We start from the raw sequence: 13619 nt of genomic DNA, 5'->3' as shown, positions 1-13619 counted from the left end.
CTAAAGGGAGATTGCATGTTTATTTGATGATTGACTGATCTACCTTTTACATACATTCTTCTTTCACGGTGACATTCTCATTGGTTACAGTGACGTAGGAATTGCCGGACAAGTATTCCGTATAACCGCAAACCGTTTTGTTATAGGTTTTTCCGCGACTGTCCGTGAACGCCAAGGAGACGACCCCCTCCCCGGAACGTTTCAGTTGCGGGGCGAATTTCACGTTTGCTCCGCTGGGAATATCCTTGTCGAATATGTAGGTGGAGCCACTCTCGTTGTTGTTAAACGAGTTGTCGCCTTGAACCAGGCTGGCCTGAATATGGGTGAGGTCATAGTCGGACTGATTGTGGATCGTGATTCTTAAGTGGCGAAAGGGATCCATTGCATTCAGAAAGCTCATAAAAGCGACTATGGCGATTCCGAGTATGATAGCGGATAAGATAATCATTTTCTTTTTGGAGAATCGGCGACGTGTGTTCAATAAGATCCACTCCTTTCCTATGAGGTATAAACGATGGGATGAGATCAAAAGTTTTGATTAAAATGGATAAATATGAAAATTGAAAACCGAATCGTCAGAATAACTTTATGCGCTAAGCGGAAGAACAGGATACAATAAGATACTAGTAGTGCAAAAAGGACTGCACAGAGATGATACATAATTAAGATCACTCGAAATAAGGAGGTAAACAACATGGAACTTTCTCCAATGAATCAGGAAGATTATTCGAGTTTTTGCATTCGATCGATTAAGGATTTTGCACAGGAAAAAGTAGAAGCGGGTACCTGGGCTGAGGAAGAGGCGCAGCGACTGGCGGAGGAATCTTATGAACGTTATCTGCCAGAAGGCTTGAACACACCCGGAGCATATCTCTACAATCTGGTGCATCCTGTGGACGGAAATGTAGGGTATATCTGGTTTAATATCACGGATAATCGTCGTGGAAAAGATGCTTTTTTGCTGGATATCGTGGTTGAAGAAGTGCACCGTGGTAAGGGATACGGAACAGAGACAATGCAGGCGCTTGAACAGACGGCCTTGAGTCTTGGCGTGGATCGCATTGGTTTGCATGTCTTTGGACATAATGTGCGGGCGAGCAGCCTATATCGCAAGATGGGATATGAGGTAACGGATCTAACCATGTACAAGGAAATAAAAGGGTAAACCTAATAGCGGATATTCTAGGCAAAACTTAAGATCTGCGCAAAACGAATTATCCGCAGTAACCGGGGATTTCGGGAAGCGTATGGGACTCTGGTCGAATTGGCGAAGTTCCTTGATGCCTTGAGGTTTGTCATATATAATGTATAGGATTATCCATACCGAACAAGTAATCAATGAGGAGTTGTCATATACATGGCTTTGAAAGCTGGAATCGTGGGTTTGCCTAACGTTGGTAAATCTACATTGTTTAACGCAATTACACAAGCAGGTGCCGAATCGGCAAACTATCCGTTCTGTACAATTGACCCTAACGTGGGGATTGTTGAAGTACCGGATGAGCGTCTGGACAAACTGACAGAACTCGTTGTACCTAAGAAAACAGTACCAACGGCGTTTGAGTTTGTAGATATCGCTGGTCTTGTTCGCGGTGCGAGCAAAGGCGAAGGTCTTGGTAACAAGTTCCTTGCTCACATTCGTGAAGTAGATGCAATTGTACACGTGGTACGTTGCTTTGTAGATGAGAACATCACACACGTCGACGGTAAAATTGACCCGGTGAGCGACATCCAGACGATCAATCTGGAGCTGATCCTGGCCGATATCGAGAGTGTTGAGAAGAAAATCGATCGCTCCAAGAAAAACATGAAGGGCGGCAACAAGATTGCCTCTCAAGAAGTAGAAGTATTGGAGAGAGTGAAGGCTGTTCTGTACGATGACAAGCCGGCACGCAGCATGGAACTTACGGATGATGAGCTTCTGATCGTGCGCGATCTGCACTTGCTTACCTTGAAGCCTGTTCTGTACGCAGCCAATGTAGCTGAGGACGAAATCGGCGACGTGGCGAACAATGCTTACGTGCAAAAAGTAAGAGAATTCGCAGCTGCTGAGAACGCAGAAGTGGTGCCAATCAGTGCGAAGGTTGAAGAAGAGATTTCTGAGCTGGAAGGCGAAGATAAACAAATGTTCCTGGAAGAACTCGGTATCGAGGATTCCGGTCTGAACCTGTTGATCAAAGCGGCTTACAAATTGCTCGGTCTGTACACATACTTCACAGCAGGTGTACAGGAAGTTCGTGCGTGGACAATCCGCAAAGGTACCAAAGCGCCTGGCGCAGCGGGTGTCATTCACACCGACTTCGAACGTGGATTCATCCGTGCAGAAGTGGTTTCCTACGACGATCTGGTTGCAGCGGGTTCCATGAACGGTGCCAAAGAGCGCGGACAACTTCGTCTTGAAGGTAAAGAGTACGTTGTAAATGACGGCGACGTTATGCACTTCCGTTTCAACGTATAAGTTGTTACTCGTTTATATTTAGATTCAATAACCAAAACCCTACGATCTTCTTGTGAAGATTGTAGGGTTTTTAGTATCGATGTAAGGGGCCACCTCAATCGTAATGTACTTATGTACGCTCAATTCATACGAGGTTTGCTTAGTTACCAACAATAGTCTTGAAAGAATAGTGTTCTTTATTTATATCAAACGAATCCGCAAGCATTCTTTCGCCATTTCTAGCTTGATTAAGAAGATCGGGGTCTAATTCAGCTATGAGCAACTCAACGTTGTCTTGCGAGGCATCAATTATATTATCACCTAGAGGGTTCCATACACCGCTATGTCCACACGTATCCCAGACTCCGGTTGTTCCAACGTGATTACACATCGCTGTAAATATCGTATTATCCAGAGCGCGGGCAGGAAACCATACTCGTGACTCTTTGTACCCCATTCCTTTACTAAAAAGAGAGCTACCCATATATAAATGACAGCCATTTTGTGCTAAAAGACGAGAATGTTCAGGGAAACCTGCGTCATAACAGATGGCCATCCCAATATTCCAGCCCTTTAATTTAATGATGACCTGCTCATTATTGGTTGAGAACATTTCTTTCTCCGTTTGAAATAAATGAGACTTGTCATAAACACCCACTTCATGTCCATTGGAATCTATTATAACTGAAGAGATGAACACATCCTCGCCTCTTATTACAGGGGTTCCGATGATTGACCAAATGCCGTACTTTTTGCATGCTTGACGCAACTTATCAATCCTCGCATCATTAATGGAGAGTGTATATTCAGTTACATTGGATTCTACGATTTCTGGCACATATCCCGTCAGATATTTTTCTGGAAACATGATAATATCGGCGTGCTCTTTTCCAGCTTCTTCAATCATCTCATAAGCCCTATTAACGTTCTCTTCAATATTTCCGTCGATCGAAGAACATTGTGCCAAAGCAATCTTTAATTTTTCTGTTGGAAAAACAGCTGGTGTTAAGTTCATAGCATCCATTCCCTCCTAAACTAAAATATCAAAACTATGAATTATAGAGCCCTTGTATATATTTTACAACATCAGAAATAAACTTGAATGATCTATTTGTTACAAACATTCTCGGTAGGCGAATCCATCAGCGGAATGACAACGAGTGAAAGTTGAGAAAATTGAATTATAAAAATTAGTTCATCCGCATGCGGAACAGTTACTATTCAGAACCATAAGAATATGCTATAATTAAGAGTCGTATACCACGTTAAAATTCGCGCTTGAACAGATGAGCTTAAGCGAGTTTCATACAGGGTACGCGATTTCTTGATTTCACTTTAAAAGTAAAGGATTTGATGACGTTGTAGCGATGTTATACGTCGATCATACAGGAATGTGAATACATGCTGCGGTCAGGGGATTCGGTGTGAATCCTGTGCGTTGTGGAATATAGATTATAGATGTTATGAATAATGAAACCGAAATAATTATTAAAAACGATATTTGCATGGACAAAATAATGTGTGAGGTGACTATACATGTTGGATAAATTACAGGCGTTAGCCGACCGTTATGACAAGTTGAGCGAACTTTTGTGTGACCCGGATGTGGCAAGTGACAACAAAAAGTTGCGGGAATACTCCAAAGAACAATCCGATCTGCAACCAACTTATGAAGCGTACAATGAATACAAACAGGTAAGTCAGGATCTCGAAGCTGCAAAGGAAATGCAGGGTGAGAAACTGGATGATGAGATGCGCGAAATGGTCAAAATGGAAATTGACGAACTGAGCACTCGCCAGAAGGAACTGGACGAATTGATTCGTGTACTCATGCTGCCAAAAGATCCGAATGACGACAAAAACGTTATTGTTGAGATTCGCGGAGCAGCTGGTGGAGATGAAGCAGCGTTGTTTGCAGCAGATCTGTATCGGATGTACACACGTTATGCAGATGCACAAGGCTGGCGTGTAGAGCTGATGGACGTTAACACAAATGATCTCGGTGGATTCAAAGAGGTTGTTTTCCTGATCAACGGACGTGGCGCATACAGCAAAATGAAATACGAAAGCGGCGCACACCGTGTACAGCGTATTCCGACAACCGAATCCGGCGGACGAATTCATACGTCAACTTCAACGGTTGCGGTTATGCCTGAAGCCGAAGATTTTGATATCGAAATTCATGATAAAGACATCCGTGTTGATACGTTCTGTTCCAGTGGTGCAGGTGGACAATCGGTTAATACCACGAAATCCGCAGTACGGGTAACGCACGTTCCAACGGGAATTGTGGCGACATGTCAGGATGGAAAATCACAGAACTCCAACAAGGAAAAAGCGTTGCAGGTTCTGCGTACACGTATCTTCGATATGAAACGTATGGAAGAGGAAGCGAAGATCTCTGTTGAGCGGAAGAGCAAAGTGGGAACGGGCGACCGTAGTGAGCGTATTCGTACGTACAACTTCCCGCAAAGCCGTGTGACGGATCACCGTATCGGTCTGACGATGCACAAGCTGGATCAGATCATGAACGGGGAGATTGAAGATATCTTGTCTGCACTGACGATTGCTCAGCAGACCGAGTTGATGGATAGAGGAGAATAATCTGTGACCCGCGCGCAGTTTGTCATGACGCCGGAACAGAGCTGTCGGGAAGCCTTCGTGGAGGCTTCCTCTTTTTTGGAGAAGTGCGGCGTGTACGAGCCGCAAAACAATGCCCGGCTGCTGCTGGAACATGTACTCGGCGTTTATGGCGCCGCGTATTACATGATGCAGCCGGAGCCTTTTCCCAGCGAGCATCGCAGCCGCTGGGAGGACGCCGTCACGCGCAAGGCTGCGGGTGAGCCGGCGCAATACATTATCGGCAGCCAGGAATTTTATGGGCTGCCGTTCGAGGTCACGCCGGCCGTGCTGATTCCGCGGCCGGAGACCGAGCTGTTGGTCGAGGCTGTGCTACGCGAAGCCGACCGCGTGTTTCCCGACGGCGCTCCGCTCGCCGTCGATATCGGCACGGGCAGTGGCGCCATCGCGGTGACGATGGCTTCACTGCGCCCGCGCTGGCGGGTTGGCGCCGGGGATCTCTCGGCGGCTGCCCTGCAAGTGGCCGCGCGGAACGCGGCCGCGAACGGGGTACAGATCGACTTCCGTGAAGGCGATCTGCTGGCCCCGTTCGCCGGGGCACGGGTGGACATCCTGGTGTCCAACCCGCCATACATCCCGGCGGCTGATATCGCCGGGTTACAACAAGAGGTGCGCGATCATGAACCGCGCATGGCACTGGACGGCGGTCCGGACGGGCTTGCACCGTACCGTATCATGCTGGAGCAGTTGGCGCTGTTGCCTGCGCCGCCGCAGATCATTGGTTTTGAGCTGGGCCAAGGGCAGGCTCGCGACATCGCAGCTTTGCTTGAAACGGCGGGACATTGGCCGGAAATTATCATTGTACCGGACCTTGCCGGAATCGAGCGGCATGTCCTGGGTGTTCGTACTTCGGAACAGGTGACGAAAATGTAAGGTTCCGCGGGTTTTCTTTTTGCCGTGAAATCCTCTACAATGAGATATACCGAAGATTTCTGAATGCTTGGGGGAACATAATTACATGCTGCACAAATTTAAAAAGATAGACTATTCTATTGTCTTTATACTCGTTATTCTGATGGGTATCAGTATTTTATCGATTTACAGTACAACGTTTGGTCGTCCGAGATGGGAATCCTACCCTCAAAAGGCAGGGATTTTCTATATTATAGGTTTCATCGTATTCTTCGGAATGTCCATGATTAACTATAAAGTGATCATCAAAAACTATTTATATATCTACGGTGTGGGCTTACTGCTACTCGTTATCGTTAACTTTTTCGGTGTTACGTATTATGGAGCCCAAGGCTGGTTATCCATATTTGGCCTGAGTTTGCAGCCTGCGGAATTATTTAAGTTGTGTTTAATCGTTTTCCTGTCTGCTCTGCTTGCGAGAAAGAAAAACAGACCCTTATTCTTCGGGCGTGATGTCATTCCGATCGCACTGTGCGTTTTGCCTCCTTTGTTGTTGGTTCTGCTTCAAAATGACTTGGGGAATGCTTTGAGTTATGTAGTCATTCTTGTCGGTCTGTTGTGGATTGGCAATGTGAAATTCAGCCATGCACTGATTGGTTTCGTGATTGCTGTTGCTGCCTTTATTGGTGGAACACAGGCCTATATTCATTATCATGATGAAGTTGCCAATTTCCTCAAAGATATTGGACGTGCTCACTGGGCTGAGCGGTTTGACCCTTGGCTCGTGCCAGAACAGACATCCAGAGATGTATTGTGGCAGACCTATAATGCCAAGTTAGCCATCGGTTCCGGAGGAATCAGTGGTAAGGGGTATCTCGAAGGTACGACAATCCAGTCCAATCGAGTACCGCTCGCATATGCGGATTCCATCTTTGTGCAGATTGGTGAAGAATTCGGTTTTGTTGGAGCATCGGTATTGTTACTGCTCTACTTTATTCTGATTCACAGGCTGGTGTTGATCGCACTGGAGTGCAAAGATCGGGCTGGGCCGTACCTGATTGTAGGTATTATTTCGATGCTTCTCTATCAGATTTTTGTTAATATTGGTCCGTTTATCGGTCTGATGCCATTAACAGGGATCACACTTCCATTTATCAGTTTCGGCGGTACCTCTCTTGTGCTCAACATGCTTAGTATGGGTGTTGTCATGAGTATTAAAGTTCATACGGAAGAAAATGAAGATATCCTGGGTTCGTCAGAACAACTCAGTATCACTGAGATGGTCATGAAGTTGTTCAGACGGAAGCAGTCGCAGCAAGAGCAATAACTCTCGTGAACAGAACGTAAGATATATGTGTATAAGCGTAAATAACGATATAACTATTAAACCCTGGAACAGACCAACCCAAGTTACAAGGGGTGGATGTTTTGGGGTTTTTATTGTTTTTAGAGTGTGAGTCGGGCCATTGAATGGTTTAATAGTCATCCTGAAGCATCCAGATTTCCATTTTATCATCCATTTTTATACAATAGTAATATTGAGTTCAATTGGAAATGATAGAATGCTAGATTTCAGGGGGATGGACAGCGTCATGTTGAGAATGTTGAAAAAGATGGACGGTGTGATTCTTTTTGTAATGCTGTTGCTCATGATTATTAGTGTATTTGCGATTTATAGCGGAACGCAGACAGATGCCAACCTGGCGAATCATCATGTCAAAACGATGTATTTCTATGTGGCCGGGTTCATTGCGGTGCTTGTGATCGGGCTTGTGAATTACAAGTTATACGTGAAATATGCGTTTTATTTGTATGGCTTGGGGATCATACTGCTGATCCTGGCCAATGTCCTGGGAAGTTCAATCAATAACGCCAACGGTTGGCTGAAGCTGGGCGAAAACTTTTCTTTTCAACCGGCAGAGCTGTTCAAGATGATTCTGATTTTGTTCCTCGCCCATTTGATCGTGAAGAGACAACGAGGCACACTGAAATTTTGGAGAGATATTGTGCCGATTGGCTGTTGGGCGTTTATTCCGTTTGCCCTTGTTATGGCTCAGAATGATTTGGGAAATGCGCTGGGGTATGTGGTGATTCTGGCTGCGGTATTCTGGATCGGAAATATGAGGCTGAAGCACGCATTGATTGCACTGGCGATTGTGGGGGTAGCGTTCTTTGGTTTTGTCAAAGCCTATACCTTCTACCATGATGAAGTATTCACTTTTCTTGAAAAGATAAAACGTGAGCATTGGGCAGAGCGTATTGATCCCTGGCTTGTACCGGAGGAGGCTACCTCCAAAGCTTCCTGGCATACAAAAAATGCAGGTTTAGCCATCGGTTCAGGGGGCATCATCGGCAAAGGTTACTTGCAAGGAACATCCGTTCAGAGTGGACGAGTCCCCTATACGTATTCTGATTCCATTTTTGTTGTGATCGCAGAGGAGTTTGGCTTTGTTGGTGCATCCGTACTGATTCTGTTGTACTTTATCCTGATCCACCGCATGGTGCTGATTGCTCTGGCATGTAGAGATTGCGCGGGACCCGTCATCATTGTAGGTATTATAGGAATGTTGTTGTATCAGGTGTTTGAGAACGTGGGGGCGTTTCTCGGACTGATGCCACTCACAGGTATTACGTTACCGTTCATCAGTTACGGCGGCACCTCTTTGCTTATTAATATGGCTTGCATCGGTGTAGTCATGAGCATTAAGTTGTACGGGCAAGAAGAGGAGGATGAACTTCTGATGGGAGAGCAACAACCCCGGTTGTCGGAACGTTTATGGAATATGCTCAAGAAAGAGAAAAGTGCTGTGTAACTGTTGAGTCGGTGTAGGTGAAAAGTAAAGCGGTGGGACGTATAACGTGATCGTTTATAGGAATGAAGAGGTTGATTTGCCCTGTAACCAGGTGCGGATCAGCCTTTTTAACATGATAGGTGAGAAAGTGTAAATCATAGAAACGATTTAGTAGATTTATTGCAAATGCTAGGTTTACTTCTGTCTCTACGGGGCATACTGATAGACATGAGAGAGTTGCAGGCAACGTGATCAGAGAGCCGAGGGGGAGAACGGAATGAGCAGACGAATTGTAAAGCAAATTGGACTTATTATTGTATGTCTTATGTTGATTATCATGATGTGGGAAGGTCAGAAAACGGATGCAGCTGTGGCGGCCACAGCAATTCCAGAACAATCAATTCGCTTGCGTATTCTAGCAAACTCGGATGCACCAGGAGATCAATTGGTGAAACGCGAGATTCGGGATGCTGTCGTTGCTCAGATGGGCGAGTGGGTAGCCGAGCTGGAGAATCCGCAAAGTCTAGATGAAGCGCGCAAGGTTATTCGTGAGCATTTGTCCGAGATCGAGAATAGAGTAGGAGAAGAGTTGGCCAGTCGCGGTTTAAATTATGAGTATCAGGTGGAGCTGGGTTCTGTTCCTTTCCCGACCAAGCTGTATGGGGGTACCGTCTATCCTGCCGGAGATTATGAAGCGGTTCGAATCATACTGGGCGAAGGCAAAGGTCAGAACTGGTGGTGTGTGTTGTTCCCGCCGCTGTGTTTCATTGATGCAGGGACCGGGGATGCACTGGCGAAACCTTCAACCGTATCGGCCGTTGCAGCTGAACCAGGAGATGCAGAGGCATCTGTGCAGGGAGACACACCGGAAGCAAGATTCTTTCTGTGGGATATGGCTGTGAAACTATGGAGTTGGGTGACTGGATTGTTCGCATAACAACGGATTTATACTGAAAATAAGGGCGACTTCGATTCAGGGAGCTGCCCTTTTGATATGATTTAGTGGTGAATTTCCGGGCGAAGTTTGAAGGGCATCCGAGTTGGGACAGGTATGTTATAATTACTTATAGTGCGTGTTCAAAAAGTCTGGTTTTCAGTACCAAGAAGATGGAATGAAGCTAGAAATGGAGTAGCGGAGCGTAGGAAAATTACGTGAGCAACCAAAATGTTTCCTTCGGAAACATACTTCGTAAGCCTCCCGCTTATTTCGGCTGAATTTCATATTCGACGTTGATGATGCCGCTAGGCATCTATCGTAATCAAAAGCGTACTTTTTGAACAACCTCTTATATTGAATATGGATATGAACTAACCTACTTGAAGTTTAGGAATGATGATATATGAGCAGAGAAAACGAACCAGTGCAACACACCTCTGAGATGAGGGATGATAGAGAAGAACGTGATATGAAAGCTCCGGGAGAGCTGGTCACTGAGATGTGGGATGTACGTGTCTTGGTGAGCGCTGAGAACGATCACGGATTGGGTAATATTGAAATGTTGGATGTGAAAAAGGGGAGCGCCGATCAACAGGCGCTCGCCGACTTGCAGGCTGCCGCAGCCTGCATTCGTCAAGGTCAGACGGTGGCCTTTCCGACCGAGACGGTCTATGGCTTGGGTGCTGATGCGCGTAGCACAGCAGCCGTGGAGGCTGTATTTGTCGCTAAAGGCCGACCTTCCGACAATCCACTGATTGTGCATATCGCGCACCGTGACCAGTTGGATACGCTGGTCACGGAAGTGAACGAAACGGCGGAAGCGCTGATGGCGGCCTTCTGGCCGGGACCACTGACGCTGGTGCTGCCGGTTAGGCCGGGGGCGGTGTCCCCGCGTGTCACCGCCGGTCTGGACACGGTGGCCGTGCGCATGCCGGACCACCCGGTGGCCTTGCAGTTAATCGCGGCGGCGGCATGCCCTGTAGCTGCGCCAAGCGCCAACCGCTCTGGGCGGCCAAGCCCGACACTCGCGTCTCATGTACGCGAGGATCTGGATGGCCGCATCGGCGGCATTGTGGACGGCGGCCCCACCGGGGTGGGCGTCGAGTCCACGGTTGTGCAGGTCGGTGACGACGGTACCGTCACCATCCTGCGCCCTGGCGGCATTACGGCGGAACAATTGTCCGCCGTTGCCGCCCGTGTCGCCACGGACCCCGCGCTACTCGCGGAGGGGGCCGATGGCGTGGGCAGCCCGGCGCCGCGCTCGCCGGGCATGAAGTACACGCACTACGCACCCGCAGGGGCGCTGTGCGTGGTAGAGGGGCCGCCCACAGCGGTGGCGGCCTGGATCTGCGCCGCCCTCGCAGAGGCGGCGCAGCGCGGAGAGCGCACCGCTGTGCTGGCGTTCGCCGAGCACGCGGAGCAGTACCGCGCCGATGCCGTGTTCTCGCTGGGCGATGCCAGCGAGCTGGAAGAAGCAGCGCGCCGGCTATACGCCGCGCTGCGCAGTTGCGATGAGCAAGGCGCCACATATATTGTGGCTGAAGCCTGCTCACGCGAAGGGCTGGGAGCAGCCGTCATGAATCGGCTGCTCAAGGCTGCGGGGAACCAACTCATACAAGTTGGCAACCAGCAACCCTCATAACCTCTCCTGATCATACAGTCAGGAGAGTAATCACTCTTTTTCCAAAACAAAATCAAGATTCTATAAAGCCAGCATCTGACCAGAGATCCGTCGCCGTTTGCCTTTCATCGGTCATGTTTAGGTCCTTGTCCGCATATCGTGTACAAGAACCTTTACGTGACTTGGGGGTATGGGGATGTGGGATGTGTCTGTCCATGTAGGGCAGTTGGTAACCATTTTGATCATGGCTATTGCGCTTGGCCTCGATGCGTTCTCACTCGGGATCGGAATTGGCATGAAGGGCATTCGGCTGCGGGATGTATTGCGAATCAGTATTGTAACGGCGCTATTTCATATCATCATGCCGCTCATCGGCATGTATATGGGCAAATACGTCAGCTCCCTGCTCGGTGACATTACGACGTATGCGGCAGGTGGATTGCTTGTTTTGCTGGGTGCTCATATGATTCTGAATGCATTCCGTGAAGGCGATACAAAGCTGGTGGACCACCGTTCCCTGCTCGGCGTTGTTTTGTTCTCCCTCAGCGTAAGTGTGGATTCATTCTCCGTTGGCGTATCCTTAGGGATGTTTAGCAGTGATCTGATCTTGACCGTACTTGCTTTCGGCGTTTGTGGCGGGGTGATGTCGGTTATGGGGCTGTTATTAGGCCGTCGGGTGAGTCAGAATCTCGGGGATTACGGCGAAGCTATTGGTGGCGCAATCTTGCTTGCGTTTGGACTTTTGTTTATATTTTAGAATAAAACTTGAGATATCATATCATTCGCATCATATGTAAAATGGGGAGGCTAACACAATGAAACATATTTTATTCGTGTGTACAGGAAATACGTGCCGCAGCCCCATGGCAGAGGGGCTTTTGCGAAAATTGGCATCGGAGCGTGGCATTCAGGTAGAGGTTCGCTCCGCAGGTGTGGCAGCAACGTCGGGTATGCCGATCTCCCGACATGCTGAAGCAGTTTTGAGAGATCATAACGTTGAAGGTCCACCTCATTCCACACAGCTTAGCTCTAACCTGGTAGGTTGGGCCGATCTGGTTCTTACATTAACACGGAGTCATAAGCAACATGTCATGCAGGTTTTTCCCGATTCAGTCCACAAAACCTATACATTGAAAGAATATGTGGAGGATGATGAACAGGTATTAAGTGATGTTCAGGAGTTGGACAGCCTGTTTGCAACGCTTGAGATGAAACGTGCCCTTGGCCAAGAGATCCTGGCATCGGAGCGTGAGCGAGCCATTGAGATTAGACAACGAATTCCAAGTTTCGACATCTCCGATCCGTTTGGAGGAAGTCGTGATGATTACAATATAGCTGCAGCTGAGATTCGGACGGCATTGGACCGGCTTTTGGATAAGCTGGGATAATTCTGATCCTGCGAGGCAGGTTATAGAAATAGGACACGTGATGTAAATTAACCGTTGATTTTAGCCGCGGGTTGTTTTATGATGAAGGGGAAAACAGGGATCCGGTGTAACTGGCGACGAAGTGGGCATAACCACGATGGAGCACCGGAACAAACGGCCGGTCGCCTGGGCAAAAGAGCAATTCTGCGTTACCCGCAGACTGCTCTTTTTTTCGTCTTTCATCTGATTATTCGCTATAATAGTACCTGAGATGCCGTGCAAGAATACGAAGGACAACCAAGAGTTAGCGGGCATGATTTTATCGGGAGGCGATAATAGGATGACTATAGAGTTAGATTCGGAACAACCCGGATTGCAGGAACAGACCGCGTCTATTCTGCATGAACTGGCGCTTGCCGGACAGCTTGGGCCTGGACAGATCGTTGTGATCGGTACAAGCACAAGTGAAGTCGCAGGCGCTCGGATTGGTACGAGTGGTGCCATTGAAGTGGCGCAGCAGCTTCTTGCGGGTATACGCGAGGTGCAGGAAGAGTTCGGTTTTGACACGGTATTCCAATGTTGTGAGCATCTGAACCGTGCGCTGGTAATGGAACGTTCTGTGCTTACTCGACTTGGATTGACCGAGGTTGGTGCAGTACCCGTGCCCAAGGCCGGAGGTTCAATGGCATCCGCAGCATATCGTTCGCTGACCGATCCATGCCTGGCTGAACATGTGCAGGCCCATGCGGGACTGGACATTGGGGAGACGATGATTGGGATGCATCTCCGGCATGTAGCCGTACCCTATCGTACAGCGCTTCGCTATGTTGGAGATGCTCGTGTAACCACAGCGTTGACCCGTCCGAAGTTGATTGGCGGCGAACGCGCGGTGTATCGTATGGAAGAACAACCAGATTCGACATTTTGTGACTAACATATAAAGCGAGACTAATTGGGTTACACTCCTGACTTT

At 48.0% G+C, this 13619-nt stretch carries 13 protein-coding genes and 1 riboswitch; of the genes, 11 read left to right on the top strand and 2 right to left on the bottom strand.

Translation table 11 applies throughout. The features are described from left to right. Positions 1 to 46: 46 nt before the first annotated feature. Positions 47 to 481, bottom strand: a complete 435-nt coding sequence (locus NSQ20_RS29020; RefSeq protein ID WP_036612598.1) for a hypothetical protein — start codon at positions 479 to 481, stop codon at positions 47 to 49. Positions 482 to 694: 213 nt separating this feature from the next. Here NSQ20_RS29020 and NSQ20_RS29015 point away from each other — a divergent pair, with 213 nt between their 5' ends. Continuing rightward, positions 695 to 1165, top strand: a complete 471-nt coding sequence (locus NSQ20_RS29015) for a GNAT family N-acetyltransferase (protein ID WP_036612595.1) — start codon at positions 695 to 697, stop codon at positions 1163 to 1165. A gap of 192 nt (positions 1166 to 1357) precedes the next feature. Continuing rightward, positions 1358 to 2458, top strand: coding sequence for a redox-regulated ATPase YchF (gene ychF, locus NSQ20_RS29010; protein WP_339195840.1), 1101 nt, complete (start codon positions 1358 to 1360; stop codon positions 2456 to 2458). A 139-nt stretch (positions 2459 to 2597) separates the two neighbouring features. Here ychF and NSQ20_RS29005 read toward each other — a convergent pair whose 3' ends face one another. Beyond that, complete coding sequence (locus NSQ20_RS29005) at positions 2598 to 3452, bottom strand: carbon-nitrogen hydrolase family protein (protein ID WP_051447271.1); 855 nt, start codon at positions 3450 to 3452, stop codon at positions 2598 to 2600. Positions 3453 to 3973: 521 nt separating this feature from the next. Here NSQ20_RS29005 and prfA point away from each other — a divergent pair. The 9 genes from prfA (at position 3974) to NSQ20_RS28960 (ending at position 13580) form a co-directional block, all read left to right on the top strand. Then, entirely contained in the window at positions 3974 to 5041 is a 1068-nt protein-coding gene (gene prfA, locus NSQ20_RS29000) for a peptide chain release factor 1 (RefSeq protein WP_017691918.1), read from the top strand. Between the two features lie 24 nt (positions 5042 to 5065). Next, positions 5066 to 5950 (top strand): peptide chain release factor N(5)-glutamine methyltransferase, encoded by an 885-nt coding sequence (prmC, locus tag NSQ20_RS28995; RefSeq protein ID WP_339200074.1) that lies wholly within the window; start codon positions 5066 to 5068, stop codon positions 5948 to 5950. 85 nt (positions 5951 to 6035) lie between these two features. Further along, positions 6036 to 7256 (top strand): FtsW/RodA/SpoVE family cell cycle protein, encoded by a 1221-nt coding sequence (locus tag NSQ20_RS28990; protein ID WP_076319224.1) that lies wholly within the window; start codon positions 6036 to 6038, stop codon positions 7254 to 7256. Between the two features lie 265 nt (positions 7257 to 7521). Beyond that, positions 7522 to 8742: an FtsW/RodA/SpoVE family cell cycle protein gene (locus NSQ20_RS28985; protein WP_339195837.1), complete on the top strand. Its 1221-nt coding sequence runs from the start codon at positions 7522 to 7524 to the stop codon at positions 8740 to 8742. A gap of 256 nt (positions 8743 to 8998) precedes the next feature. Then, a complete protein-coding gene (gene spoIIR, locus NSQ20_RS28980; protein WP_339195833.1) occupies positions 8999 to 9658 on the top strand; it encodes a stage II sporulation protein R in 660 nt (219 codons plus the stop codon). A 559-nt stretch (positions 9659 to 10217) separates the two neighbouring features. After that, positions 10218 to 11300, top strand: a complete 1083-nt coding sequence (locus tag NSQ20_RS28975) for an L-threonylcarbamoyladenylate synthase (protein WP_339200073.1) — start codon at positions 10218 to 10220, stop codon at positions 11298 to 11300. 175 nt (positions 11301 to 11475) lie between these two features. Continuing rightward, positions 11476 to 12036 (top strand): manganese efflux pump MntP family protein, encoded by a 561-nt coding sequence (locus NSQ20_RS28970; RefSeq protein ID WP_036667772.1) that lies wholly within the window; start codon positions 11476 to 11478, stop codon positions 12034 to 12036. A 58-nt stretch (positions 12037 to 12094) separates the two neighbouring features. Continuing rightward, entirely contained in the window at positions 12095 to 12667 is a 573-nt protein-coding gene (locus tag NSQ20_RS28965) for a low molecular weight protein arginine phosphatase (RefSeq protein WP_036612575.1), read from the top strand. Positions 12668 to 12763: 96 nt separating this feature from the next. Continuing rightward, positions 12764 to 12845: riboswitch (ZMP/ZTP riboswitch) on the top strand. 141 nt (positions 12846 to 12986) lie between these two features. After that, positions 12987 to 13580: a TIGR01440 family protein gene (locus tag NSQ20_RS28960; RefSeq protein WP_076254013.1), complete on the top strand. Its 594-nt coding sequence runs from the start codon at positions 12987 to 12989 to the stop codon at positions 13578 to 13580. The last annotated feature ends 39 nt before the right edge of the window (positions 13581 to 13619 follow it).

Origin of the sequence: Paenibacillus sp. FSL K6-1122 (assembly GCF_037977015.1) — a bacterium.
Classification (GTDB): domain Bacteria; phylum Bacillota; class Bacilli; order Paenibacillales; family Paenibacillaceae; genus Paenibacillus; species Paenibacillus amylolyticus.
This window is presented reverse-complemented; position numbering and strand designations above follow the sequence as displayed.